We start from the raw sequence: 26779 nt of genomic DNA, 5'->3' as shown, positions 1-26779 counted from the left end.
GTTGGAGGTGAACACTTACATGATCAATTTTACGTTTTATACCCCAACAAGAGTTCTCTTTGGTGTGGGTAGGATAAAAGAAGTCGGATCTGAGATTAAAAAGTCCAATGTAAAGAAAGTGCTACTCGTTGCTGGTGGTGGTTCCATAAAGAAAAATGGGGTTTACGACACCGTCATAGCATCTCTTCAGGAACAAGGTATTGATTGGGTTGAGCTTTGGGGTGTAGTCCCAAATCCAGTGCTCAGTAAGGTCATGGAAGGTATATCTTTGGCTAAAGAAAGTGGAGTCGATGGAGTCCTGGCTGTAGGTGGTGGTAGTGTTATTGACACTGCAAAAGCTATCGCTTCTGGCATTTACTTGGATGATGTATGGGCATCCTTCTTGGGAAAAGAGAAAATCAAGCAAGCACTTCCCCTTTTTGTTGTGTTAACTATTTCTGCTACGGGGTCTGAATGCAACGGTAACTTTGTCATAACGAACGAGGAGACCAAGCAAAAATTAGGTAATCACAGTCCACTGGTTTATCCCAAAGTGAGCATTATTGACCCTTCTGTGCAGCGAACCCTTCCTTGGAACCAAACAGCTAACGGTGCTTGCGATGCTTTGTCTCACATCATGGAAAGCTATTTCAGTGGTGGCGGCAATGAAACCACACTCTACGTGGATGAGGCACTGACCAAAGCCATCATCGATGCCACTGACAAACTCATGCTCAATGAGGATGATTTGGAGGCAAGAGCAAACTTAGCTTGGGCAGCCACGCTGGCTTTAAATGGTGTGAGTGCTGCTCAGCTTAAAGGCGACTGGGCTAGCCACGATATTGAACATGCCATAAGTGCCTTGCATCCTGAGGTGGCGCATGGTGCCGGTTTAGCTGTGGTTTTTCCTGCGTGGATAACCCATGTTTGGAAAGAAAATGAGCCCACTTTTAGACGCTGGGCAAGAAACGTTTGGGACACTGACGATGTATTGACGGCTGTAGAAAGACTAAAATCAACCTACAAGAGGTGGGGGCTACCAATCAGTCTTAGGGAATTGAATCTTGAAAAATCTGAAATTCCGGCAATTGCTCAAAACGCTACGCAGCTGGGTAAATTGGGTACCGTGAAAGAGCTTGCCCAAGAAGATGTAGAGAAAATCTTGGAGATAGCCTATTAGCGAATTTATTCTAATAATCTAATAGGTGTAGGTAATAAAAAGTGTAAGTGAAAAGTGGCAACTACTTGAAAGGAGAAAGGGAAAACAAGAGCATCATACGTGGTATTGGAAAGTGCCAGTAAAGGGAGGAAAAACGTTTAGAATATAAACAGACGATTATGAAGGATAGAGAACTTACACCCATGGCCGCTCAGTACTGGGAACTGAAGCGGGAAGTGGGTAATGACATACTTTTAGCCTTCCGCCTGGGTGATTTCTACGAGTTTTTCTACGACGATGCTGTGAAAGCATCAGAAGTATTGCAGATTGTCTTAACATCCAGAGAGTTTGGCAAGGGCAACAAAGTGCCCATGTGCGGTGTGCCTCACCATGCTTTTGAATCCTATGTGAGCAGGTTGGTGAGTGAAGGGTTTAAAGTGGCCGTTTGTGAGCAAATGGAAGATCCCCGAAAAGCCAAGGGTTTGGTGAAACGAGACATCATACGCATTTACACGCCTAGCACCTTTGTGGAAGGGACACAAGAACATGTTTGGTTAGCCATACTACGGGTAAAACATCAAATGTTTGAACTTTTGTTCTTGGACGTCAGTACTGGCGATTTCATGTTGGAGAAGATCCCCGTTACTGAAGGCACCAATACAGTGGAGGACTACTTTTATACGTTCATGCCCAGGGAACTACTAGTACCCAACACATCAGCTGACCACCCATTAATCAAGAAACTTCTAGAGAAGCTATATAACTTGGTGGTCACGGTAGTGGATGATGCTCCAAGCTTAGAGGAAATAGGCAAGCGCTACCTAATGGAGCTAAAAGCCAGTCCCGAACTGCATTTAAGAAGTGAAGAGCAGGATCATATTCAAATTCCACCTGAAGCGGTTAGAGCTTTGGAGCTGGTTTACAATCCTGTGACTAACTCGAAAAAAGGGTCGCTTCTTGAACTGCTCGATAGTACGTTAACCGCCATGGGGCACCGTGAACTCTACAGGCGCCTCATAGCACCTTGGTCAAACATTGAAAAAATCAATAGTCACCTTGATTTGGTAGAGTTTTTTGTGATGCATCCTTCGGTTTTAGAGGACGTTCGCGTGAAGCTTAGAGGGATTGCCGACCTTGAGAGGATCTGCAGTGTTATTCAGGAAGGCAGCAACGTTAAGGTGAAACATCTTCTGGACATCAAAGAGGGCTTGCAGCGGTATGAGCAGCTTTTATCTTCTCAGGTACGGGATTTAGTGAGCAAATCGGTGTCCGATGTTAGCAATGTTCTAGAGCTTTTGAATGAGAGCTTGACCGGCGTAGATGCAGAAATAGGTTCTGGCGATGTAATAAAGCCTGATTGGGACGCAGATTTTGGGGAATTGCTATCATTTGCTAGGGAAAGTCAAAAGTGGTTAGCAGAGTTTGAAAGCACTGAAAAAGAAAGAACGGGTATAAAGAATCTCAAGGTTGGATACAATGACACTTTTGGCTACTACATTGAGGTGCCAAAATCCAGATCTAAGGATGTACCTCCCTATTACATGAAGAGGCAAACCTTGGTAAATGCAGAACGCTTTGTAACCAAGGAGCTTTTAGAATTTGAATCTCGAGTACAAGACGCTTACAGCCGTATTGAGGAAAAAGAAAAAGAACTGTTTGCTGAATTAGTAAAAAAACTGGCTGATAGCCTTTCGTATTTGCGCCGTGCGGCGGAGTGGATAGCTTACGTGGACGTTGCTGCGTCGCTGAGTCTGGCAGCGAGAAAAATGGGTTGGACAAAGCCGCAAATTGTCCCAGAGAGGATACTAAGGATAAAGAATGGCAAACATCCCGTGGTGGAATGGTACAGCGATGTTCCTTTTGTGCCGAACAGTGTGGAGCTTGATGGAAGTGTGCGTACGGCTTTGGTAACCGGCCCTAATATGGCTGGGAAGTCCACGTTCCTGAGGCAAACTGCCATAATCGTTTTGTTGGCGCACATGGGAAGTTTTGTGCCAGCTCAGGAAGCTGTTGTTCCCTTAACCAAGAAAATATTTGCTCGCATGGGTGCTGCTGACGAAATTATCTACGGCCGTAGTACTTTCATGGTGGAAATGACGCAAATAGCACGCATTTTGCGTGAGAGCGACGAGTATTCCTTGGTGGTCATGGATGAAGTAGGTAGAGGCACTGCTGTGGCTGACGGATTAGCCATCGCGTGGGCTGTCATAAAGGAGCTTTCCATGAGGAAGCATAAGCCTTTCGCGCTTATCTCCACACATTACCCTGAAATAGCTGAGCTCTCTGCTGACCTGCCAGTGCTCTTTTTGGCAGCACAAGTGGCTGAGACTGAAGAGGGACTCACATTCCTTTACAGAATCGAACAAGGCGTCTCAGATAAAGCCTACGGTCTGGAGGTGGCAGCTTTAGCTGGCGTACCTCCTAATGTCCTAAGCGAGGCAAGTAAGGTGTTTCAAAAACTAAGTAGTCAGGATCTATTTCAAAAACCTGAGGCGAAACAGATGAGGTTGTTTTAATGATTAGAGAACTGCCATTGGAAGTCAGATCAAAGATTGCAGCTGGAGAAGTCATAGAACGTCCAGTATCTGTGGTCAAGGAATTGGTAGAAAACGCGCTGGATGCAGGTGCCACTGACATAAGGGTCTCAGTGATTAACGGCGGCTTGGATGAAATCATGGTCAGCGATAACGGCTGTGGCATGCCTTTTGAAGAGTTGCCATTGGCTGTAAAGCGTTTTACCACAAGTAAGATTGGCTCAGTTGAGGATTTAGATAGCATTGCTACACTTGGGTTCCGGGGTGAAGCTTTGGCAAGTATTGCTGATGTGGCTGATTTGACCATTTTCAGCTGTGACGGGGAAACTTCAGGTCAGCTACGCATAAGAGGCGGCGAACTCTTACTATGCAAGCCTGTGGCATCTCCTAAAGGTACTCGTGTCATCGTTCGTGATCTGTTCTTTAATCTGCCAGCCCGTAAGAAATTTCTTCGGTCTGCTTCCACAGAATTTTCCCATATCCAGAAGTTCCTGCAGTCCATGGTACTCATTTACCCAAATGTTCAGTGGACTTTCACCAGCGAAAAAGGCGTCATTTGGCATGTCCCACCGCAGTTATCTGCGGAGGAGCGGTTCTACAGCTTATTTGGTCAAAAAGCCCAATTTCGTGCTTTCACAGCTTCGCAGGGCGAATTGGACATTTATTTAAACCCCAACATAGTTGGAGAACTGATTTTGTCTGTGAATGGCCGACTCATTAAAGGTTCTGCCTACTTCCAAGTGCTTCGCATACTCAAAGACATGTGGGGAGGAGCTAATCTGCCCGTAATGGTTCTTCGTCTTAACGTTGAACCAGATCAGGTGGATGTGAACGTGCATCCTCAAAAACTGGATATTAGGTTTAAATCTCAAGTATGGCTTAGGCAGGCACTTCAAGAGCTTATCACTCAAGTTAGGGGTGAAGCTGGAGGGCTTGGCATTGATTTTAAGACTAATGGTGGAATGCCGCATTATCAATCAGAAGCGTGGACTACCACGCCAAATGACGCGCCTACCGTAGTTAGTGAAACAATGCGTGAGAACTACATGCTGTTCCAAAAAGAAGTGTTGCAAAACCAGAAGGACGTGGGCTCTGCAGTTTCAAAAGGTTTTGAAATCAAGGATTATCTGTATGATACATACATTCTTATTAAAAGAGATGGTGTTTACGAACTTTGGGATCAGCATGCAGTAAACGAAAAGATAAATTACTGGAGGTTATCCAGCCTTTATGGAGTGCAGTTTTTGCTGGAACCTTTGTTTTGTAGCGTGGATGAGGAAACAGCGCAAGCTTTAACAGAGATGGGCTTTGAACTTCAGCAGGTTAGGGGAGGTTATCTTATTAAAGCTGTGCCTTCTCTACTCCTTTTGAGCCGTTCTTTAGACGTAATAATTGACGATTTGGAAAGCATAAAGGGCAACATTGAGAAGACAAGAGCTGATCTAGCATGCAAATCAGCTGTGAAAGCCGGGCAGAAGCTTTCACCCATGGAAATAGAAGCACTGGTTGTTGAGGGTTTGAAAGTACTGGACGTGAGCTATGATCCACATGGCAGACCTGCGGTGGTCAAACTGGATGAAGCACTCATAGAGAGGTTGTTTAACAGATGAAAGCGGTTATTGCTTATTTGCTACATAACCACATAGACAGCGCCCTTCTGGATTACGACATTCAGGAGATCAAAGAACTTGCAAAAGTTATCGGATTTGAGGTTGAGTCAGTAGTCATTCAAAAGAGGGAGCCTGATGTTAAGTACTTTATGGGGGAGGGCAAGGTAAAGGAGCTCTCTGCCATGGTTAAGGATTTGGGTGTGGATGCGGTCATATTTAATGAAGAACTCTCCCCAAGGCAAGTAAGGGCATTGGAGGCAATGCTTGAACCTGCTCAGGTGTGGGACAGAACACAGGTCATTTTGGAAATCTTCCGAAGGCGTGCTGTGACAAAAGAAAGTAAACTTCAGGTGGAATTGGCTGGGTTGAATTACTTGTATCCAAGGATTTACGGATTAGGTGGAGTCATGTCTCGTTTGGGTGGAGGAATTGGTACCAGAGGACCTGGTGAAACCAAGCTGGAGATCCTAAAACGTGTAATCAGAGGACGCATAAGGAAACTGGAAAAAGAGCTCAAGGAAGCTGAGGCTCGTAGAGTCACTACGAGCAAACAAAGAGTTCGTAATACCATGCAAGTATCGATTGTGGGTTACACCAATGCTGGTAAGTCCACCTTGCTTAACGCCTTTTCGAAAACGTCAAAGCCTAGTTACGCTGATGATAAAGTTTTTGCCACGCTGGACACTCGACACCGACGGTTTCTTAACCTGGAAGGCAAACCAGTAATCTTGGTAGACACTGTTGGTTTTGTCAATTTCATGCCTGAAAAAGTATTAGACGCTTTTAAGTCCACCTTAGAAGTGATTCGTTACAGCGACCTCATACTCCATGTTATTGACCTTAGCAGCCCCATCATGGATGAGCAGGAAAGAACAGTCATGCGCATTCTCGAAGAACTAGGTGCGGGCGACAGACCCGTGATTAAGGTGTATAACAAGCTAGACCTGTACAAGGGCCCCGTATTACAAGACGGTATTTCCGTTTCTGCCCTAAAGGGAACTAATCTGGATGAGCTAAAGAATGCTGTGGTTTCAGCTTTACTAACTGTGGATAACGACGCTGTCACTTAGTGACAATCGCTCATTCTAGGTAAAGTCCTGCAAGACAGCATTAACTGCCAAGGCGTACCGAAGCCTCATTCTTACAATTTCACAGCTTAGGGGGTTCTGGCCCCATATGTTCCCCGTGGTGAAAAAGCTATCTGCATGGCAACCGCCACCGCACAAAGCTCTTGCCCAGCATCCTTGACAATGTTTTTTGTTGAGTGCGTGGGCTTTCACAAAATCAGGATGTGGCTTTACCGCAGCTTGTCCAACGTTACCCATTTTGTATGACAGGACGTTGTCAAATTGGTGACAGGGGAAGATATCTCCCTTTGGGTTTACCGCGAGGTATTCCACACCAGCTCCACAACCAGTAAAACGCCTTAACACTGAGGGTGGATTCATTGGGTTGAGCTCAAAGTGGTAAAAGTAAAATCTCTTATCATTTCCTTCCTTAGCGCGCATCAAATAGAAATTTGCTAACTTTTCGTACTGCTGCTCAATTATGGGCAAATCAGACCATTTTATGCTCCATGGTAGCCCTTCGCCTGTTACTGGCTCCATAGAAATGGTCTTGAAACCCTGATCCACCAAAAACGTGACAGACTCTGAGAAATTCAGTGTGTCATGGGTGAAAGTGCCTCGTACGTAGTAGTTTTTCCCTTGGCGTCTCCGCTCTACCTCTTTGAAAGCTTCAATGACCTTGTCGAAGGTGCCATCTCCTGCTCTGTCAACGCGAAACTTGTCATGAACCACCCTTGGACCATCCAGTGACAATGTCAGATTTACATTGTACCGATCAAGTACATCCAGCTTATCCGGGGTTAGTAGCAGTCCATTAGTGGTCAGAGAAAACCTTACTTTCTTGTTCTTTGCCATGGCTCTTTCTGTGGCATAAGCTAGGGTTTGCTCAACGGTGTCCCAAGCAATAAGCGGCTCACCACCAAAAAAATCAATATCTGCCCAGGAAGAAGAGCTTTTCATGAGTAAGTCCACAGCATCCTTTGCAACGGCAAAGTCCATGACAGCCTGCTGACCACCGTAGTTTCCCTGCTGAGCAAAACAGTATTTGCAAGCCATGTTGCAAGTATGAGTTACGTTCAGACACAACGCACTAAGCTGCCTTGGTCTCTGTTCAAGTTGGTTTCTGAGCCATTCCAAGGTGGGCTGCTCAGGTAACACAGCTGTGAGCTCATCAGGGCATTCGCCTTGCTGAACGTTTTCAAAAACTTCCTGGTCAACTTCAAAAAAAGAGCCCGTTTCTTCGTGGACGACGAAGAAACGGCCTAAAAGAGAAAATGGGTAAAGACTCACTGCTCAGGTTCGAAGGTGACGTTGCTCACAGTTGCTGACGTTTTGCAGGCTGTTTGGCAAGCGCCTTTAAAATCTTCTTCTTTCTGCAGTTCGTTCTTTATAATCACTCTTACCATAGTTTGTTTTGCACCTCCTCAGTTTCCTTAACTTAAGAAAACACGCTTTCATTTTAACATTATAGCCAAGAAAAATATTTTCCCAGGAAGCGCTCAGCTTTTTTCTTATAAAGGTCCTTGTTGAACTCAGTTGATGTCAGCAAAGCCTTTTGTACAAAACGTTTTTCTTCACGCTGATCTTTCTGTGCATTGACTATGGCTTGAGCGGCTCTTTGCCCGCTCGTTCCGTCACGTACAGCAAACCATTCTTGAGCTACTTCCTTACGCTTTTCCAAGTAAGGATCTTCCTCCAGCGCCTGCACTATGTAATCACGTAGTAAAGCTTGGTCGCTGGTGTGCAGTGCGTAGTTACGCACTACGTGCTCCAAGCTGCTAGGCGTGGTACTTGGGAACGTTTCAGCTCCCGGTATATCAGCTAAAACCAAGGGCTTTTCGGCCAAGATAGCATCGAAAATGGCGCCAGAGTAATCGGAGACTACCACATCGGCCGAAGCTAGTAGGGGCAAGATGTCCACGTCGCCTCCCAGTATTTCCACTCTTGAAAAGACTTTCTTTAGTTCTGAGGCGTTTGTCCCATGGTGGGTCTTGAGTATCACATTGAAGTTTTCTGCCATCTTGCTTAAAACAGGTAGCACCCAAGACAATGTGGACAAATCATCATAAGTGGGTAAGTACAATATGGTTTTCTTGTTTGGCTCTACTGGGTATGGTTCAACGTTGCCATTGAACCAATCGTCAAATTTCGGATTGCCAATTTTCACCGTTGGTCCATAAAAAGACAGAATCTTTGCATCGTAGTTACCATAAACTAGAAATTCGTCAAACAACATATTCCACCAACCGTAGTTCCAAGTGGCTTTACTCAAACCATAAACCATGCGCACAAATATTTTTTCTTGATTTTCTTTGTAAACCAGAGGCATCAGAAAAGGGCAAACCAATACGTCAAAATCTTTTATCACTTGCGGGTTTTCCACTGCGTCAAACACATGCCTGTCTCTAAAGAATTCTCGTGCAGATCTGTATTGACGAGGATTGGATTCTACCAAAACGTAGTTACTATTGCTCAAGAGTTTCTTAACAGGCTCAAATAAATAGTAGTGGAATGGCGTAGTGCACAGGAACCCTATCTGCATATCAGAGTAAACCGAAATGCCTTTGCCAGCCGTTTCCAGCGGTTCGGGTTTAATCCTGCTCTCCATAGCCATTCCAGATGGAGTTTTCTCATCCATTTGGGTGCTCTCTTTTTTATTCCTGCCCATACGTCAAAACTACCGCCAATTCCCAATGCCAATTTTACTCCAAGTTTTTCTTTATTCCTATATATAAACAGATCTTGCTTCGGGGCGCCCGTGGCCACCAGCAGTACATCTGCACCGCTTTCTTGTATCTTTTTTAGGGCTTCGGCTTCACTTGAATAGCCGTGTTCAATGCCAGCCAACTTGAACTTGTAGCGTTTTTTTAGGTTTTCCACAGCTTTGTGAGCCACACCTGGCTGAGCTCCATAGAAAAAGAAAGACAGGTTTTCGCCTTTAGAGAGGAGGTATTCCGCAAGCTCAATACCGGGTTGCCTTTGTAGATAATAGCCTTTTCTTTTTGCTGCCATCACAATCCCCGTTCCATCGGGAATAACGAAAGAGGCATCAAAAAGTGCTTTATGTAGTTCTTCATTATGCCAGCTGTCATAGGCGATTTCAGGATTTAATGTGATTACTTGTTTAACTACGTATACTGAAGCATCATCTTGTATACTGTCGTATATCTCCGAAAAGTCCACTTTGTCCACGCGAATACCGCAGAAAAAAAAGCTCTTCATTGTATATAATTTTAACATCGGAATAAACTTCATCATTGAGTCCGTAGTAACTACATAGGAGGTGTTCACATGAAGAAGAAAGTCATTATCATGGGGGCTGCTGGACGCGATTTTCACAACTTTAACGTGTTTTTCAGGGACAACGAAGAATACGAAGTAGTCGCTTTCACAGCTACTCAGATTCCCAACATTGAAGGCAGGAAGTACCCTGCAGAATTGGCAGGCTCTCTTTATCCAAATGGTATCGACATTTATCCAGAGTCTCAGTTGGATGAGCTTATTAAGAAATTCAATGTGGACTTGGTAGTGTTTAGCTACTCTGACGTTGCACACGAATACGTTATGCACAAGGCTTCGCAAGCCATGGTTGCAGGAGCTTCTTTCATGCTTCTCGGGCCTAAGCAGACCATGGTTGAATCCAGCAAGCCCGTAATTGCCGTATGCGCTGGCAGAACCGGGTCTGGAAAGAGCCAGACTACCCGCCGCGTTGTTGAAATACTTCGTGATCTGGGTAAAAAGGTCGTTGTGGTAAGGCATCCCATGCCCTACGGTGACTTGGTGGCTCAGAAGGTGCAGCGTTTTGCCACCTATGATGATCTTGATTATCATAAGTGCACCATTGAAGAGCGCGAAGAGTATGAGCCACATATTGACCGCGGCGCAATAGTTTATGCGGGAGTGGACTATGAAGCCATACTCAGACAAGCTGAGCAAGAGGCGGACGTTGTTATATGGGATGGAGGCAACAACGACTTTCCATTCTATAAGCCGGATCTCATGATTACCGTTGTTGATCCTCACAGACCTGGACACGAAATCGCTTATCACCCAGGTGAAGTGAATGTGCGCATGGCTGATGTGGTGGTCATAAACAAGGAAGACACGGCAAACTTTGAAGATATTGAAGAAGTCAGGGAAAATGTAAGGCACGTCAATCCACAAGCCATCTTTATCGATGCAGCTTCCCCACTTTTTGTTGAGGACATCTCCCAAATTGCAAATAAGCGTGTCGTAGTAGTAGAAGATGGACCCACGCTGACCCACGGTGGCATGTCCTATGGAGCCGGATACATTGCTGCTATAAAGTATGGTGCAGCTGAGATTGTTTCACCAAAACCATATGCTGTGGGGACCATTGCTGAAACCTATGCAAAGTACGGACAAGTGGAAGAGGTTCTACCTGCCATGGGTTACAGTGAACGACAAATCAAAGATCTTGAGGAGACTTTGAACAGAGTTCCTGCTGATGTCATCGTTTCTGGCACTCCCATAAACATAAGCAGATTGGTTAAGGTAAACAAACCCATCGTACGTGTCATGTACGAGCTTGAAGAAATTGGGAAGCCCACACTCAAAGACGTTATCATGGAGAAAATGAGGTGGTAACGTGTCTGTAAAACTTAAGGGAAGGGATTTACTCTCCATTGCTGATCTCACTGAGGAAGAGTTTTGGGAGCTTTTGGAATTCGCTAAATTGCTGAAGTTGGAGACCTTAGCAGGGAAGAGGCACGAGTACTTGAAGGGGAAAACACTTGCCATGATATTCCAGAAACCTTCCACAAGAACGCGTGTGGCTTTTGAAGTGGGTATGTACCAGCTTGGTGGCTACGCGCTTTATCTGTCTTCCAACGATATGCAGCTCAGACGTGGTGAAACCATTGCTGACACGGCTCGAGTTTTGAGCAGGTTTGTAGACGGCATCATGGCAAGAGTATTTGATCATCAAGATGTAGTGGATTTGGCAAAGTACGGAAGTGTACCAGTCATCAATGGTTTGTCGGATGAGGAGCACCCCAGCCAAGTTTTGGCAGACTTCTTAACCATCTGGGAAAAATTCGGCACTTTGAAGGGGCTTAAGTTGGCATACGTGGGTGATGGCAATAATGTCGCCCATTCGTTACTGCTGGCTGCAGGTTTAGTGGGTATGGATATTGCGGTTGCCACACCACAGGGTTATGAACCAAAGTCCTTCTATGTGGAAAAAGCAAAGGAATTAGCTGCGAGGCATGGTAGCTCTGTACAAGTGCTAAGAGATCCTGTAGAGGCGGTTACCGGAGCCAACGCTGTTTACACTGATGTTTGGGCTTCCATGGGCCAAGAAGCAGAGCACGAGGAGCGACTTAAGATTTTTAAACCGTATCAAGTTAACCCAGAACTGATGAGTCATGCTGACAAAAATGCCATCTTCCTTCATTGCTTGCCTGCCCATCGCGGTGAAGAAGTAGTGGATGAAGTAGCCGACAGCCCTCAGTCTGCCATTTTCGATGAAGCAGAAAACAGATTGCATGCACATAAAGCCATTTTGGCCTTGTTAATGGGAGATTAGTGCTCATGAAAGTAGTTCTTGCCTTGGGCGGAAACGCTCTCCAGCTTCCAGACGGGCCCGATGGCATAGAGGGGCAGCAGTATGCCGCTGAGCGTACTGCTGCTCAGCTTTTGCGACTAGTCACTGATAAGAGTATCAGTTTAGCCATAACCCATGGTAACGGGCCACAAGTGGGTACAGAACTTCTGCGCCATGACAGGGCAAAGGACGTGGTCACTCCTTTCCCCTTAGATGTGTTGGATGCAACTACAGAGGGTTATATTGGGTACGTGCTTCAAAATGCTTTTCATAACGTCGTAGCGCTGGCAAAAGAAAAACGAAGCTTTGTTTCTTTGGTAACGCAAGTAGTAGTGGATGAGGATGATCCAGCCTTCAATAACCCAAGCAAGTTTGTAGGGCCCACATACGACTACGAGACTGCGATGCAAATTCAAGCTGAAAAAGGCTGGGTTTTCAAAGAGGACAAAGGCAGAGGGTACAGGCGTGTCGTGCCATCTCCCATGCCGCGTAGAATTGTTGAGCTTTCCTCCATTAGGGCATTAATGGAGGAAAGCATTGTGCCTATCACCGTGGGTGGCGGTGGTATTCCTGTTGTGGAGCATGACGGAGCTTTGCGCGGAGTGGAAGCTGTCATTGATAAGGATTTAGCGTCTTCCTTATTGGCAGTAGAGCTAAAAGCAGAGCTTTTTGTCATATTGACTCAGGTAGACAAGGTCTACATCAACTACAAAAGTGATCACCAGCAGCCTTTAGAAAGGGCGAAGCTGGATTACTTAAAAGAGCTCTATGACCAGGGGCACTTCCCTGCTGGGTCTATGGGTCCCAAGATTTTGGCTGCCATCAAGTACTTGGAAAACGTTGATGGCCAGGTTGCAATTGGGTCTTTGGAAGAAGCGGAGGCAGTAGTAAGGGGTGTAGCTGGTACAATAGTTTATCGATGATAAGTAATTTCTTGCCAAGTGTGGGAACAATTCTTGGTGCCGTCATCGATGTGGCGTTGGTGACGGCATTGTTGTATTGGCTGTTGTCCAGTATTTACGGGACACGGGGCTATCATTTGGCACGAGGGTTGCTAATCATATTAGCTAGTTTAGCTGTACTCAGTTGGCTGGGTAAATTGTTTTCTTCATTGCAGCTTACAACATGGCTTTTCAACAACGTCGCCACCATGATGATCTTTGCCATACCTGTCATTTTTCAGCCAGAACTTCGGCGAGCCTTGGAGGAGTTCAGTTTGGATCCTTTTAAGAACCTTTTTAAAGCGGTTCCTGAGTACGATATCAAGCGTGTCATTAATGAAGTAGTCAGAGCTGTGGAACTTTTGTCGGCTAACCGTACCGGTGCTCTAATTGTGTTTGAAGGTAAAGTGGGTCTAAAGGATCTCATACAACAATCAGGAACTATGTTAAACGCTCAGGTTTCTGCAGACTTACTCTTGTCCATATTTAATACTAGGAGTCCTCTCCATGATGGCGCCGTAATCATTAAGGAAGACCGCATTGTGGCCGCACGGGTCATACTTCCGTTGGCTGATAGGCGAGATGACCGCATTGGAACACGGCACAGAGCGGCGATTGGCATCAGTGAAGAAACCGATGCAGTGGCATTAGTGGTTTCTGAAGAAACTGGTATCATCAGCTTTGCCTATAAAGGTCACCTAACCAGGTATGTGGAGCTAAAAGACCTGCCTTTTATATTAGAATCTTTTATATCTCCTGGTGGGAACCATGAAAAATAATAGCAAGAAAAAATTCGAGTTTTCTGATAAGACTAAACTGCTGCTACTGTCTTTTCTTATCGCTTTGGGCCTGTGGTCTTCAGTGGCTGCAGGGAGCCTGCCTGTACGTGTAAGCGAACAAGTAGAAGTTCTGCAGGTCAATGGTCAGGCAAACTGGTACTACGAGGTCACGCCAGCGGTTGTGGAAGTTACTTACGAAGTGCCACTCATAGGTGATAAAGAACCACCAGTGGTATTTGTGCGTCTGGATCAAGCAAAGTGGGGCGATCAAGAGTTAACTCTGCAGACCTTTGCTCCCACATCTGGTAGGCTGATTTCCATAAATCCGAGCAAAGTAAAGGTTCACGTGGAGCCCATTGTTAGCAAGCTCATGCCAGTGAACTTACTCAATATGAAAGTGGAGCCAGGACAAGTCATTGTCACAGGACCTGAAACCGCTGTGGCAAAGGTCGCTGACATAAAGACAGAGAGCCCTGTTTCAGGTGCAGAAGTGATGCAGTTAAAGGCTATTGCAGTGGACAAATCAGGTAATTTAGTGGAGAACGTTAAGATTAGTCCTGACTTACTCACTGTTACGATTCAGCAAGCAAAGGACATTGTAACCATGCAGGTTGCTGTACTTCCGCAGTTTGACGTGCCGCCAAACGTCTTTCTTAAGAGTTATTCTGTGAGACCTCGGGTAGTCACTGTGCAGGGTACGGCCAGTGCTCTTGAGTCTGTAGCTTTTATTAAGACTTCACGCGTGACGGTAGGGGCTGGGAGTAGCTCAGCTAAGGCTTCTCTTCAGTTACCTGAAGGTGTTGAATTGCTGGAAACTGAGGACCAGTGGGTAACCGTGTCTTACTCTGCTGAGCGCATGGTGGCAAGCGAATTCATATTGGAAGGCAGTGTCTACAGATTCCTATGTCCGGAGTCTGTGCAGTTGACGGCTTCTGACATTGTTGTAACTGCCACTGGTGTGGACTACCCTTCGACATGCGTATTCTTAGGAAAAGGAGGCAACTACTAATGCCTAATTTGTTTGGAACGGACGGGATTCGCGGTCGCTCCAATAAGGAGATGACCCCCGAGCTGGCTTACAAGTTGGGGAAAGCCATTGCGATTTTACTAAGGGAAGGATCGATAAAGAGAAGCAGGCCACTGGTTGGAGTGGCACAAGATACGCGAACATCTAGCAACATGCTTTTTACTGCTTTAAGCTCCGGGTTAATGTCATATGGGGCAGATGTGCTTTATTTTGGTGTACTGCCCACACCTGGTTTGTCCATGTTAACGCGCCGATTCGGAGCTGACGCCTCCGTCATGGTCTCAGCGTCTCATAATCCCATGGAAGACAATGGGCTTAAGGTACTAAACAGTGTGGGGTTGAAAATGCAGGAGGCGGAAGAGGAATTACTGGAACAGCTCATGGAAAGCGACCACAAGCCCGTATCCTGGGACCACATTGGCCAACTTCATTATGTCTCTAATAGCACCCAGCTTTATGGTGACGAAATTCTGGAAAAAACGCATCTGATGTTGGATCAAGTACCTTTGGTAGTGGACGTGGCTCATGGTGCTACGTACGCAGCTGCCCCCTATGTTTTACAAAAAGCTGGAGCACGGGTTCATACGCTCTTTGCAACGCCTGATGGCTACTGGATTAACCATGGTTGTGGTGCTACAAATTTGGAGCCCCTTAAGGAAGTTGTAAAAACCATGGGTGTGCCTCTCGGTTTTGCTTTTGACGGCGACGGTGATAGGGTCATGGCTGTAACCAGTAGTGGCCGAGTCCTTGATGGTGATGATCTTATGGCGATCATTGTTAAATACCTCTCCCAAAGACGGCTTTGGGATCCAAAGCTGGTTGTTGGTACGCTCATGACAAACAGCGGTTTTGAGGAATTCCTCAAGAAGATGGGCGGAGAGCTTGTCAGAACCAATGTGGGAGACAAATACGTTTCCGACTCCATGCGTGAGAATGGTGCTATGTTGGGTGGTGAACCTTCTGGTCATGTCATTTACACCCCTGTTAATCTAACTGGAGACGGAATTGGCATAATGGCAACGGTTTTGAGTATTTTGAATCAAACGGGCCAGTCACCTGAGGAACTGCTAAAAGACGTGAACAAGAAGACACAAAAAACTGTTAACGTGCCCTTGGGAAAGCGGCTCAATGGTTCCAGCTTCGACATTGCACAGCTGCCTGAACTACGGCAGTTGGTTGAAGACTACAGTGGACAAGGCATGAGGATTGTGCTTCGGCCTTCAGGCACTGAGCCACTTCTAAGAATCACCATTGAAGGTGAAGAGGAGCAAGTATCACAAGCTCTGGAAGCCATTGTGCCACTTGTGGAACGTATTTTCAAAGGGTGATTAGGGCATGTGCGGCATAGTGGGTTACGTGGGGCAAAAGAACGCCTATGACGTAGTCATCGAATCACTGAAGAAGCTGGAATACCGAGGTTATGACAGCAGTGGTGTGGCGCTAAAAACTGATGAAGGCATTTTCATTGCAAAGAAAAAAGGACGCATATCGGAGTTAGAGAAGGATTTTCCTTCTGTTCCCAGTTCTAACATGGGCATAGCGCACACTCGATGGGCAACCCATGGTGCACCAAAAGACGAGAATGCTCACCCACATACTGATTGTACTGGGACCATTGCCGTGGTGCACAATGGCATTATCGAGAACTACAGAGAACTCAAAGCATACTTAGCTGAAAGGGGACACAAGTTTACTTCTGAAACTGACACGGAAGTAGTGGCACACCTGCTGGAGGAGTTCTACCAGGGTGATCTGTTTACTACGTTGCTAAAGATTTTACCGCTACTAAAAGGTGCTTTTGCTCTGGCCATCATCAGTCAAAAAGAAGACAGGATTTTAGCTGTTAGGCAGGATTCTCCACTGGTGCTGGGTTTGGGTCGTGGGGAGAACTTTTTAGCTTCTGACATACCGGCTTTGCTATCACACACACGTGAGTTTGTAATAATGGAAAATGGACAAATTGCAGACATTCGTGCGGAGCATGTGGAGCTTTACGACTTTGAAGGCAATGCCATTCCAATCAAGATAACCAAGGTGGACTGGGACGAGAAGCAGGCAGAAAAAGGTGGCTATGACCACTTCATGATAAAAGAAATCATGGAACAAGATGAAGCCATAAGGAGCACCCTGTTGGGGCGTGTGGATCGCGGCAGAGTCAGGCTCGATGAACTAGAAGCGCTTCAAGAAGAACTCAAGAACGCGGAGCGCATCTACATCACAGCTTGTGGGACTGCCTATCACGCAGGCATGGTAGGTGCCTATTTGCTTAGGCACGTGGCTGGTTTGGATGTGGAGATTGAAGTGGCAAGCGAATTCAGGTACGCAAAACACCATTGGCGTGAAAACTCCGTGGGGTTAGTTATCAGTCAGTCAGGTGAGACAGCTGATACTCTTCAGGCTTTGAGAATGATGAAAGCAGATGGCATTCCTGTCATAGCCGTGGTAAATGTGGTTGGTAGCTCCGTTTACAGGGAAGCAGATGCATCGCTCTTAACACAAGCTGGGCCAGAAATTGCTGTGGCTTCCACAAAGGCTTACAGCACGCAGCTGGTAGTTCTTTATTTGTTTGCCCTGTACATGGCGAAGCTCAAAGGGCTACTGACACAGGAGGAAGAACAAAATATTTTAGAAGACCTTTGGAGTATACCAGAAAAGGTTAAGCAAGTACTCAGCAACGCTGAAAGCGTAAGAAGAATTGCACAGGACACCTATAAAGCTAACGACATCTTCTTCATTGGAAGACAGCTGGACTACATGCTTGCCCTGGAGGGGTCATTGAAGCTGAAAGAAATCTCTTACATACACAGCGAAGCATTTCCTGCAGGTGAGTTAAAACATGGGCCGTTGGCATTGGTTACAGCTGACACCCCAACATTGGCAATTTTGATGCAGGAAGATGTACTTGAAAAGACGCTTAGTAATGTGTCCGAAGTAAAAGCTCGGCAAGGGGATGTTTTCGTGCTCGGTTTCGAGCGGGACAGGAAGAGGCTCGAAGACATTGGTCGATGGTCGTTTTTCGTTCCTGATACATTGCCCTTGCTTGCACCACTTGTTGGCATTCCTGTGCTTCAGTTGTTTGCTTACTACAATGCCGTCCTAAGGGGCACTGATGTGGATAAACCAAGAAACTTAGCAAAGTCTGTAACAGTTGAGTAGGAGTGTGATTGTTCTTTCTTGTGCGAGGATGGTTCATACGTATTATGCAGGAGAATAATAGAAGAATTAAAAATGCGAAAACAAGAACGCACATAACAGACAACATAATGTGTTTTTTTGTACGCGCGTGTGTGGGCCTTTCCACATATACATATATGTGTATGATATGTGTGCGAAGATCAATTTTTTTGTGCAAATGGTCAACAATATACAATAGGAGGCGAGCAAAATGGGACTTTATTACGTTACCACACCTATTTACTATGTGAATGCTGAACCTCATGCAGGGAGTGCCTATACCACAGTCTATGCCGATGCCTTGGCTCGGTATCACAGGCTCATAGGTGATCGTACGTTTTTTCTTACGGGCACCGATGAGCACGGTCAAAACATTCTCAAGGTTGCCAATGAAAAAGGTATAAACCCACAAGAATTCGTGGATCAAATGGCACAGAAATTCAAAGATGCTTGGAGATTCATGCGCATCTCCAACGACGATTTTATACGTACCACGGAGCCACGTCATGAAAAAGTAGTCCAACGAGTCATTGAAATCATGTATGAAAAAGGAGACATTTACTTAGGCACTTACCAGGGTTGGTACTGTCCCAAATGTGAGACGTATTACGGCGAGAATGAATTAGAAAATGGAAATTGTCCCATCCACAAAACACCTGTGGAATTCGTATCTGAAGAGTCGTACTTCTTTAAGTGGAGCAAGTACCAAGACCCGTTGCTGGAGCTTTATAGAACTAACCCAGATTTTGTGGTTCCTGCCACCAGATTGAATGAGATCAAATCCTTTGTGGAAAGGGGACTAAAGGACATATCCGTTAGCAGAACCAGTGTGCCCTGGGGTATTCCTGTGCCTTTTGACACGAAGCACACGGTGTATGTTTGGTACGATGCTCTTATCAACTACATTTCTGCTCTGGGATACACTGACTCAGGCGAGAAGATGGAGTTTTGGCCCGGTGTACATCTCATTGGTAAAGACATTCTCAGGCATCATGCAGCATTGTGGCCTGCCATGCTCATGAGCCTGGAACTGCCAGTTCCAAAGCGCGTAGTTGCCCATGGTTGGTGGTTGGTTTCTGGGCAAAAGATGTCAAAAAGCGTTGGTAACATATTCAGTCCACAGGACTTAGTTTCCCACATAGAAAACTCTGTGGGCTTGACTGAGGACATTGCAGTAGATGCTCTCCGCTACTTCATGTTAGCTGCAGGACCTCAAAGAGATGACGCTGACCTTTCTCTGGAAGCTCTTTGGGGGACCTACAATGCAGATTTGGCAAACGACTACGGTAATCTACTTCACCGCGTACTGGGCTTCATGAAGAAAAAAGGCATTGATACGGCGCCAAAGGTTACGGGGCAGCGTTACAGTCGAGTAGCAGCCGTGGTAGAGGAGCAGCTTCAAAAGTACCATGCTGCTTACGAAAAGGAAGACGTCCAAGGTGCGTTAAGCAGTGCCCTGGATCTTATTAAGTTCCTCAACGATTTTCAGGACAAAGAAAAACCATGGACCCTTAGCGGAGATGATTTAGCGGAGTTTCTGTACAGTGAACTAGAGGCTTATCGTGTTGCTACCACCATGCTCAGTCCAGCTATGCCTTCCGCTGCCCAGCGAGTGGCAGCTACCTTGCAAACGCAACTTTCTCTAACCTTTGGTAAAGTCAGCGGTTTTAAGCCAGACCTAACGCAGCCACCGCTGTTTCCCAGATTCAAGGAGGATAAAGATAAGCAAGGCGGTAAGGCCGGCGCAAACAATGAACAAACCAAAGAAAGTGCGTCCCCTGAAGTGGATGAAGGAAAACCAGTGGTGGACTATGACACATTTAGTAAGCTGGACCTGCGCATCGGCTTGGTGGAAGCTGCAGAGCGGGTACCTAAGAGCGATAAACTCATAAAACTTTCGGTGGATTTAGGTTCTTTAGGAAAACGCACCATTGTGGCTGGCATAGGTCTCAAGTACGAACCTGAGGACTTGGTGGGAAAACGGATTGTGGTTGTGGCAAATCTTCAGCCAAGGAAGCTTATGGGTGTTTTGTCCCACGGTATGCTTCTGGCAGCCACAGGGGAAGATGGATTACCCAACCTGCTCAGCGTGGATGGGCAGCCTGAACCCGGGACTAAAATAAAATAGATGAGCGATAATAATATGTCAGACCAACACTCATGCAGCTATTACATTGACTCACATGCCCATTTGCAGGATCCAGCCTACGACGACGATAGGGAGGATGTGCTTGAAAAGGTCAGAGGAGAACTGTTAAGTTTCGCGTGGGTGGGTTATGATATTGAATCTTCACAGAAAGCCCTTCAGCTAAGGCATCCTCAGGAACCGGTAGCGGTCGGGGTTCATCCCCATAACGCTACTGGTTCCCTGGATGTTCTTAAGCAATATGAGAATATGTACCAAGAAGCAAACGCCGTTGGTGAGATTGGACTCGACACGGTTAGATCTGAAACTGCGCTTGAAGATCAACTTGTGTGGTTTCGTCGGCAAGTTGAAATAGCTCTTTACTTTGGGAAGCCCATAGTTATTCATGAAAGAGAAGCATTTCCTTATGTTATGGAGGTTTTGAACAAATACGGTTCCATACCTGTGCCCGTAGTGCTCCATTGTTTCTCGCATGGACCCAATGAAGCTTTAGAGGCTCTAAAAAAAGACTTCTTTATTTCCTTCGCAGGCAATATAACTTACCCTAAAGCAGACTCACTTCGCTCGGCTCTAAAGATGGTGCCTTTGGATCACCTCCTTTTAGAAACTGACAGTCCTTATCTGCCGCCGCAAGTTATCAGGGGTAAACGCAACGATCCCACTTACGTGAAGGAAGTCTACAAAAAGGCGGTTGAAGTTACTGACATGCCCATGGATGAGCTTTGCCAAGTTATATGCAGAAACTTCGCTCACGTTTTTGGTATTTCCTTGACTTTTTCTTAAACGGTTGAGTAAAGGCATTGTTAATGTTATATTAAATGTGAGAAGATTACCATAATGGCATTCGCTACCGTGCGGTGGCGAATGAGGAGGTGACTTTTTTGGCGAATTTTTCTGTGTTTGTGGATACCAGGTTGTGTAAATCCTGTGGGCTGTGTGTCATGGTGTGCCCAAAAAAGGTATTCGAGCTAAGAGCTCCCGATGGGAAGAGTGTCCCCGTCAGAGAAGAGGATTGCATCGGGTGCACCCAGTGTTTTAACATTTGTCCTGATTTTGCAATAACGGTCTTCAAGAAAGAAGGTGTTCAAGCTTGAGCAGAATAGTCATGGGCGACGTGGCGTGCGCCATGGGTGCCATTGATGCAGGGCTTAAATTCTATGCAGGATACCCCATTACACCATCTTCTGAAATAGCAGAAACACTTTCGGAGCTGTTGCCCAAACATCAGGGGATCTATTTGCAGATGGAAGATGAAATAGGCAGTATTATGGCAGTAATCGGCGCTTCCTATGCTGGCTATCCTGCAATGACTGCTACCAGCGGGCCGGGGTTTTCTCTCATGCAGGAAGCCATCGGGTACGCTGCCATGGCTGAGATTCCCATAACCATTGTTAATGTCATGCGTGCTGGTCCTTCCACGGGTTTGGCTACCCAGATTGGTGAAGGAGATCTAATGCAAGCTATTTGGGGAACTCATGGGGACCATCCCGTGGTAGTGTTTTCTCCAGGTAATGTTCGGGAGTTTTACATTTACACGCAAAAAGCGCTGTACTGGGCTGAGAAACTTCGCATGCCAGCCATTGTTTTGGCTGACGAAGTAGTAGGTCACATGAGAGAGAACGTGGAATTTCCAGAGCCCATAAAGATTCCCGTGAGGACAGTACCTGAGGTACCTCCTGAAAAGTATTTGCCCTACGCTACCGTGAACGGAGACGCTGTGCCATTGCCACCTTTGGGACAGGGTTATTTGTGGCACGTTACTGGCTCAGCTCATGGTGAAGATGGTTTTCCCACTATTAAGCCAGACAAAGTAAAAGCGTTGCTGGACAGGTTAAATACCAAGGTTGAAAGACATCGCAAGGAGCTCATCGAATACGAAACATATGAGCTTGATGGCGCAGAAACACTGGTAATCAGTTTTGCTTCCATGGGTAGAGTGGCAAAAGGTGTCGTAGCGGAGCTTCGTAGCCAAGGACACAAAGTTGGATTAATTCGTCCCTTTACCATGTGGCCCTTCTTCAAGGAGGAGCTCAGGGACATTGTTAACCATGTCAAACCGAAGAAAATCGTCATACCGGAGATAAACTACGGCCAGCTCAGGCTTTTAGTGGAGTGGACATTGAAAGGTTTTGATGTCCCTGTTTTGGGTGTGAACGTGGTAAATGGCGATCTTATCCCGCCTGAGCTAATCGAGGAGGCGATTCTCCATGGATAATCTCGGCAGCAACCATAATGCTGATAACGGAATAAACTTGGTGCCCATGTCTGAGGCTCCTGAGAAGTGGCTAAGAAAACAGTATTTGCCCCACATTTGGTGCCCCGGTTGCGGCATCGGAACCATTCTAAGGCAAGTCATTGAGCAGTTTACAAAACTGGGGTGGCGTAATGACGAAGTGGTCTTTGTAACCGGTATTGGTTGCACTGGCAGGGCTTCAGGTTATGTGAATGCACAAACACTGCATACCATACACGGCAGGGCATTACCCACCGCCACAGGTATAAAGATGGCTCGGCCTGACATGCACGTGGTTGCCATGCTGGGCGACGGAGACGGTGTGGGCATTGGTGGAAACCACTTCATTCATGCGGCAAAGCGTAATATTGGTATAACTGCCATTGTGGTTAACAATCGCATTTACGGAATGACAGGTGGTCAAGTATCGCCTACCACACCCTCAGGAGCTAAATCGAGTACTACTCCTTACGGAAACGTGGAACCAGCCATGGACGTAAGCAAGTTAGCACTGGGAGCTGGAGCCACCTTTGTTGCCAGGGCGCATACAGCGAACCCTGTCTATTTGGGCCAACTTATCAGGAGGGCCTTGGAGCACGATGGATTTAGCGTGTTAGAGGTTCTTTCTCAATGCCCAACGTATTTTGGGCGTTTTAATGGTATGCCAGATGCTGTGCAGATGTTGGAATGGTTCAAGTCCAACACATTCATGGCAAAGAGCCCCTACGAAGAAAAGGAAGGGAAAATACCCGTCGGTGTATTCAGAGATGATAAAGAGACGCCGGAGCTGAGCAAAAGCTACCGACAACTTTGGGAGGAATAATGCCATGAGACGAGAAGTTTACATAGTTGGATCTGGAGGTCAAGGGGTAGTCCTCATGGGCGCCCTCCTGGCTGAGGCATATGCGCTGAAGAATTGGAATGTTGTGCAAACAGTGGTTTATGACGCAGCACAAAGAGGCGGTTTGGCACGTGCTGAAGTGGTTATGAGCGATACGGAAATTTATTACCCCAAGGTGCGTAAAGCGGATGTGGTGGTTGCTTTCTCATCTGATGCTTTGCCCGGTGCTAAGTCCAAGATGAATGGCCACACTGTCATTCTTGCTGATGAAAGCCTCAGAGATAAGGGCGTGGAAAGTCTCGGTTTCAAAGTGGTTTATGTGCCCTTTGAACGATGGGCCAGAGAAGAGCTTCACAGTGCTCGTGTAATGAACATGGTAGCATTGGGATATTGCTTAAAGACCCTTGGCGACATCAGCCTCGAAGAAGTAGAAATGGCGTTAAAAGAACGATTTAAAGGAGATTTATTCAAGTTGAACATGGCTGCCGTTAAAATTGGGCTGGAAGCAAGTGAATTTTAATTTACTGTGGATTTTTTAGGAGGCGGTTGAATATGGAGTATGCTGAAAGCCCGGTTATCATTGATGTGAAGGGACGTATGGTTCTTGATTCTAGAGGCAATCCAACTGTGGAAGCTACTGTGCTGCTGGAAGACGGTAGCATGGGCACGGCAGCTGTGCCTTCTGGCGCTTCTACTGGAACTAGAGAAGCTCTGGAACTGCGGGACAACGGCAAGGAGTTTGGGGGCAAGGGCGTGGACAAGGCCGTTGCCAACATAAATGAGGCACTGGCAGAAGTAGTTATTGGTATGGATGCTTACGATCAAGCTGGCATTGACATGGCCATGATTGAAGCTGATGGAACGGAGAACAAATCCAAGTTGGGGGCTAACGCCATTTTAGCAGTTTCTTTGGCAGTAGCCCATGCCGCTGCAAAGTCGCTTGGTTTACCCTTGTTTGCCTACCTTGGCGGTGTTCAAGGTAAGGTGTTACCTATTCCACTCATGAATGTTATAAATGGCGGCGTACATGCTGATAGCGGTTTGGATTTCCAAGAGTTCATGATCGTACCTGCTGGTTTTGACAATTACAGCGATGCTCTTAGAGCGGGTGCCGAGGTCTATCAGGTTCTTAAGAGTGTGCTCAAGAAACAAGGTTACAGAATTGCCGTTGGCGATGAGGGAGGTTTTGCTCCCACTTTACCCAATCACAAGGCAGCTTTACAAGTTTTGGTGGAAGCCATACAAACGGCTGGATATGAACCAGGTAAACAGGTTTTCTTGGCCCTCGACGCCGCAGCATCAGAATTTTACGATGGCACCAGTTATAAGTACGAAGGCAAACAGCTTTCCTCCAAAGACATGCTAGCTGTGTATGAGGAAATGGTTTCTCAGTACCCCATTATCTCCATAGAAGACGGTATGGCTGAGCAAGATAAAGAAGGCTGGAAGCTGATCACACAGAGCTTGGGCAGTAAAGTCTTGTTAGTGGGTGATGACGTGTTTGTCACCAACCCAGCAATATTCACCAAGGGTGTAGAAGATGGTATAGCTAACGCCATTCTTATTAAACTGAACCAAATCGGCACTCTGACTGAAACGCTGGATGTTATTCGCACAGCACACCTAGTAGGTTACCGCTGCATCATTTCACACCGCTCAGGTGAAACAGAGGATACTACCATTTCTCATCTGGCAGTTGCCACCAACGCTGGTTTTATTAAAACTGGTGCGCCAGCCAGATCAGAACGCGTTGCCAAATACAATGAATTGCTTCGAATCCAGGAATACTTAGGTGACAGTGCTGTTTACTTCGGCAAAGTATTCCCGTGGTGGAAAGCAGTAAAACGTTGAGTTTGAGGTGAGTGATTTGCGATGAAAAAATTCCTCGTAGCTTCTGCCAGCGAGATTCTCAGCGGAAGCGTCACAGATGCTTATTTTGAACGAACAGAAGAGATTCTCTCCAAAGCAGGTAAGAACCCAGAAGTTGTCATGGAGCTTCATGTAAAACAATTTCCTTCGCCAGATTACGGGTTTGGCGTGCTGGCAGGCACTTACGAGGTACTGAAGCTTCTAGAAGGCTTACCCGTAACCGTGGAGGCCATGGAAGAAGGTAGTCTTTTCTTCCCCGGTGAACCGGTAATGAATATAAAAGGTCCTTACCTAAGTTTCGGCAAGCTGGAAACGGCGATTATTGGCTTTGTGGCTTTCATGTCAGGTGTTGCTACTAAGGCGGCGCGGTGCAGAGTGGCGGCTTGGGATAAGAAAATGCTCAGCTTTGGCACTCGCCGTATGCATCCTGTGGTGGCACCAGCCATTGAGTACAGCGCCTACATAGGTGGTATGGATGGTGTGAGTAATACGGCCGGTGCTCGTAGGTTGGGTATTCCAGCTGCAGGCACTATGCCTCACGCTTTGGTCTTGGCTCTGGGAGGAGACCCTGGGACGGCCTTTGAATACTACGACAAGTACTTGGATCCATCAGTTCCTCGAATCATGCTGGTGGATACCACGGGGGCTCCCTTCAACGAAACCATGGAGGCTGCAAGAATACTCGGTCCCAAGCTGGAGGGTATACGTCTTGACACAAAGGATTTAGCTTACATTCTTTCCAGCATAAGATGGGAACTGGATCGTATGGGTCTTCGCAATGTAAACTTCTGGATTAGTGGTGGCATTGACGAGTACGAGATTCCTGCCTACGCACCCATGGTTGAGGGGTTTGGCGTGGGCACGAAAATCGTAAACGCGCCGGTGTTCGATTTTGCCCTCAAAATTGTGGAGGTCGATGGTGAACCCAAAGCCAAGTTTTCAAACACACCTGGTCATAAAAATGTTTGGCGCAGTGCGTGTCATGATGTGGTTTCACTGTGGGATTCCCAGATAAGCGAAGGAAAGAAAATGCTTGAACCAGTATTGGATCATGGTATACCGGTAAAGGAAGAAAAATCTCCTCAGGAAGTAAGAGCGTTTGTACTGTCTCAGCTTGAGCAGTTGCCTTCGGAAGTAAAAAAGATTAAGTCACCGTCAAAATGGGAAGTGATTTACAGCGCTAGGCCTTAGGGCCTAGCGCTGTTGCCTTAAGAAATTATAAACGTCCTGCGTTTTGCCAGTGATGAGCAGTATATCAGAACTTTTAACTACGTAGTCACGGTTGCCCAAGATAAAGTCTTCAGAGCTTTTTACACCAACCACGAGAACTCCGTATTTACTGGGTACGTTTAAATCGCTTAGTTTTTTACCTATCCAACTGTTGGGCGGTTTAAGTTCTGCCATGACCAAATCCGTGTAAATCCCCATTACGTCGTAGATGTGTCCTTCCAGAAGTTGATAAGCGGCTCGCACACCGCTTTCGGCTGCAGGCATAATGATTTTCTCCACGCCCAGCTTTCTTAGCAGTCTGGCTTGAAGCTCCGTGTTTGCCCGTGCTACAACCTTAATGCCTTCTTCCAACAGTTCCATGGATAGCAGAGCAGAAAGGTCTAGCTCGGAAATGGCTACCACTGCAAAATCCACGTTGCGTATGCCAAGGGACATAAGGTCGTCCTTAGTGAGTTTGTAAAGATCTGCCTGTGCTGCAACTACTAAATAGGGCGAGAGTTCCTTGATTACTGTTTCGTCTTTGTCTAGGCCAATAACCTCGTGTCCCAATTCTGCTGCAGTTTTTGCGAAGGCACTACCGAATCTGCCTAATCCCAAGACTGCTACGCTTTTCTTTGCCACAGT

Annotated in this window: 22 protein-coding genes and 1 pseudogene; 19 read left to right on the top strand and 4 right to left on the bottom strand. The window is 46.4% G+C overall.

The genetic code is table 11. From position 1 onward, the window contains the following. The first annotated feature begins 19 nt into the window (after positions 1-19). The 4 genes from COPRO5265_RS05190 to hflX all read left to right on the top strand — a co-directional run bounded on the left by COPRO5265_RS05190 (position 20) and on the right by hflX (position 6352). Positions 20-1159, top strand: coding sequence for an iron-containing alcohol dehydrogenase (locus tag COPRO5265_RS05190; protein ID WP_012544512.1), 1140 nt, complete (start codon positions 20-22; stop codon positions 1157-1159). Between the two features lie 158 nt (positions 1160-1317). Next, positions 1318-3654: a DNA mismatch repair protein MutS gene (mutS, locus tag COPRO5265_RS05185; protein ID WP_012543523.1), complete on the top strand. Its 2337-nt coding sequence runs from the start codon at positions 1318-1320 to the stop codon at positions 3652-3654. Then, positions 3654-5282 carry a DNA mismatch repair endonuclease MutL gene (gene mutL, locus COPRO5265_RS05180; RefSeq protein ID WP_012544028.1) on the top strand — a complete coding sequence of 543 codons (1629 nt, stop codon included), beginning with the start codon at positions 3654-3656 and terminating at the stop codon, positions 5280-5282. The genes mutS and mutL overlap by 1 nt, the downstream gene beginning before the upstream one ends. After that, positions 5279-6352, top strand: a complete 1074-nt coding sequence (gene hflX, locus COPRO5265_RS05175; RefSeq protein WP_049750683.1) for a GTPase HflX — start codon at positions 5279-5281, stop codon at positions 6350-6352. The genes mutL and hflX overlap by 4 nt, the downstream gene beginning before the upstream one ends. Positions 6353-6367: 15 nt before the next feature. Here the strand turns inward: hflX and COPRO5265_RS05170 are convergent, their stop codons facing one another. The 3 genes from COPRO5265_RS05170 to COPRO5265_RS05160 all read right to left on the bottom strand — a co-directional run bounded on the left by COPRO5265_RS05170 (position 6368) and on the right by COPRO5265_RS05160 (position 9571). Then, positions 6368-7639 carry a radical SAM/SPASM domain-containing protein gene (locus tag COPRO5265_RS05170; protein ID WP_012543847.1) on the bottom strand — a complete coding sequence of 424 codons (1272 nt, stop codon included), beginning with the start codon at positions 7637-7639 and terminating at the stop codon, positions 6368-6370. 175 nt (positions 7640-7814) lie between these two features. Then, positions 7815-8987 (bottom strand): CDP-glycerol glycerophosphotransferase family protein, encoded by a 1173-nt coding sequence (locus COPRO5265_RS05165; RefSeq protein WP_236608191.1) that lies wholly within the window; start codon positions 8985-8987, stop codon positions 7815-7817. Further along, positions 8882-9571 (bottom strand): WecB/TagA/CpsF family glycosyltransferase, encoded by a 690-nt coding sequence (locus tag COPRO5265_RS05160; RefSeq protein WP_143708108.1) that lies wholly within the window; start codon positions 9569-9571, stop codon positions 8882-8884. Before COPRO5265_RS05160 ends, COPRO5265_RS05165 begins: the two co-directional genes overlap by 106 nt. A gap of 69 nt (positions 9572-9640) precedes the next feature. Between COPRO5265_RS05160 and COPRO5265_RS05155 the strand changes: the two genes are divergently transcribed. From COPRO5265_RS05155 to COPRO5265_RS05085, 15 genes are all read left to right on the top strand, one after another. Further along, positions 9641-10957, top strand: coding sequence for a cyclic 2,3-diphosphoglycerate synthase (locus tag COPRO5265_RS05155; protein WP_012543835.1), 1317 nt, complete (start codon positions 9641-9643; stop codon positions 10955-10957). A 1-nt stretch (position 10958) separates the two neighbouring features. Further along, on the top strand, positions 10959-11897 hold the full coding sequence (argF, locus tag COPRO5265_RS05150; protein WP_012544822.1) for an ornithine carbamoyltransferase: 939 nt from the start codon (positions 10959-10961) through the stop codon (positions 11895-11897). A gap of 5 nt (positions 11898-11902) precedes the next feature. Then, complete coding sequence (locus COPRO5265_RS05145) at positions 11903-12838, top strand: carbamate kinase (protein WP_012544869.1); 936 nt, start codon at positions 11903-11905, stop codon at positions 12836-12838. Continuing rightward, positions 12835-13635 (top strand): diadenylate cyclase CdaA, encoded by an 801-nt coding sequence (gene cdaA, locus COPRO5265_RS05140; RefSeq protein ID WP_012543585.1) that lies wholly within the window; start codon positions 12835-12837, stop codon positions 13633-13635. Before COPRO5265_RS05145 ends, cdaA begins: the two co-directional genes overlap by 4 nt. Next, on the top strand, positions 13625-14644 hold the full coding sequence (locus COPRO5265_RS05135) for a CdaR family protein (RefSeq protein ID WP_041735736.1): 1020 nt from the start codon (positions 13625-13627) through the stop codon (positions 14642-14644). The genes cdaA and COPRO5265_RS05135 overlap by 11 nt, the downstream gene beginning before the upstream one ends. Further along, the gene (locus tag COPRO5265_RS05130) at positions 14644-15990 is read left to right on the top strand and encodes a phosphohexomutase domain-containing protein (RefSeq protein WP_012543440.1); all 1347 of its coding nucleotides are present in this window, start codon (positions 14644-14646) and stop codon (positions 15988-15990) included. The genes COPRO5265_RS05135 and COPRO5265_RS05130 overlap by 1 nt, the downstream gene beginning before the upstream one ends. 7 nt (positions 15991-15997) lie before the next feature. Next, positions 15998-17818 (top strand): glutamine--fructose-6-phosphate transaminase (isomerizing), encoded by a 1821-nt coding sequence (gene glmS, locus COPRO5265_RS05125; protein WP_012543657.1) that lies wholly within the window; start codon positions 15998-16000, stop codon positions 17816-17818. 229 nt (positions 17819-18047) lie between these two features. After that, a complete protein-coding gene (gene metG / locus COPRO5265_RS05120) occupies positions 18048-19964 on the top strand; it encodes a methionine--tRNA ligase (RefSeq protein WP_012544067.1) in 1917 nt (638 codons plus the stop codon). Beyond that, positions 19965-20765 (top strand): TatD family hydrolase, encoded by an 801-nt coding sequence (locus tag COPRO5265_RS05115; RefSeq protein WP_236608190.1) that lies wholly within the window; start codon positions 19965-19967, stop codon positions 20763-20765. It begins immediately after the preceding gene. A gap of 89 nt (positions 20766-20854) precedes the next feature. After that, the gene (locus COPRO5265_RS05110; protein WP_012543923.1) at positions 20855-21076 is read left to right on the top strand and encodes a 4Fe-4S dicluster domain-containing protein; all 222 of its coding nucleotides are present in this window, start codon (positions 20855-20857) and stop codon (positions 21074-21076) included. Next, positions 21073-22197, top strand: coding sequence for a 2-oxoacid:acceptor oxidoreductase subunit alpha (locus COPRO5265_RS05105; RefSeq protein ID WP_012544763.1), 1125 nt, complete (start codon positions 21073-21075; stop codon positions 22195-22197). The genes COPRO5265_RS05110 and COPRO5265_RS05105 overlap by 4 nt, the downstream gene beginning before the upstream one ends. A 46-nt stretch (positions 22198-22243) precedes the next feature. Continuing rightward, positions 22244-23038 (top strand): thiamine pyrophosphate-dependent enzyme, encoded by a 795-nt coding sequence (locus COPRO5265_RS05100; RefSeq protein ID WP_041736133.1) that lies wholly within the window; start codon positions 22244-22246, stop codon positions 23036-23038. 4 nt (positions 23039-23042) lie between these two features. Beyond that, on the top strand, positions 23043-23576 hold the full coding sequence (locus COPRO5265_RS05095; protein WP_012544695.1) for a 2-oxoacid:acceptor oxidoreductase family protein: 534 nt from the start codon (positions 23043-23045) through the stop codon (positions 23574-23576). Between the two features lie 32 nt (positions 23577-23608). Beyond that, on the top strand, positions 23609-24907 hold the full coding sequence (gene eno, locus COPRO5265_RS05090; protein ID WP_012544256.1) for a phosphopyruvate hydratase: 1299 nt from the start codon (positions 23609-23611) through the stop codon (positions 24905-24907). Between the two features lie 21 nt (positions 24908-24928). Next, positions 24929-26116: a nicotinate phosphoribosyltransferase gene (locus tag COPRO5265_RS05085; RefSeq protein WP_012543790.1), complete on the top strand. Its 1188-nt coding sequence runs from the start codon at positions 24929-24931 to the stop codon at positions 26114-26116. 3 nt (positions 26117-26119) lie between these two features. Here the strand turns inward: COPRO5265_RS05085 and COPRO5265_RS07685 are convergent. Beyond that, positions 26120-26779, bottom strand: a pseudogene (locus COPRO5265_RS07685) (potassium channel family protein); the annotation flags it as partial.

The organism is Coprothermobacter proteolyticus DSM 5265, assembly GCF_000020945.1.
GTDB lineage: Bacteria > Coprothermobacterota > Coprothermobacteria > Coprothermobacterales > Coprothermobacteraceae > Coprothermobacter > Coprothermobacter proteolyticus.
This window is presented reverse-complemented; position numbering and strand designations above follow the sequence as displayed.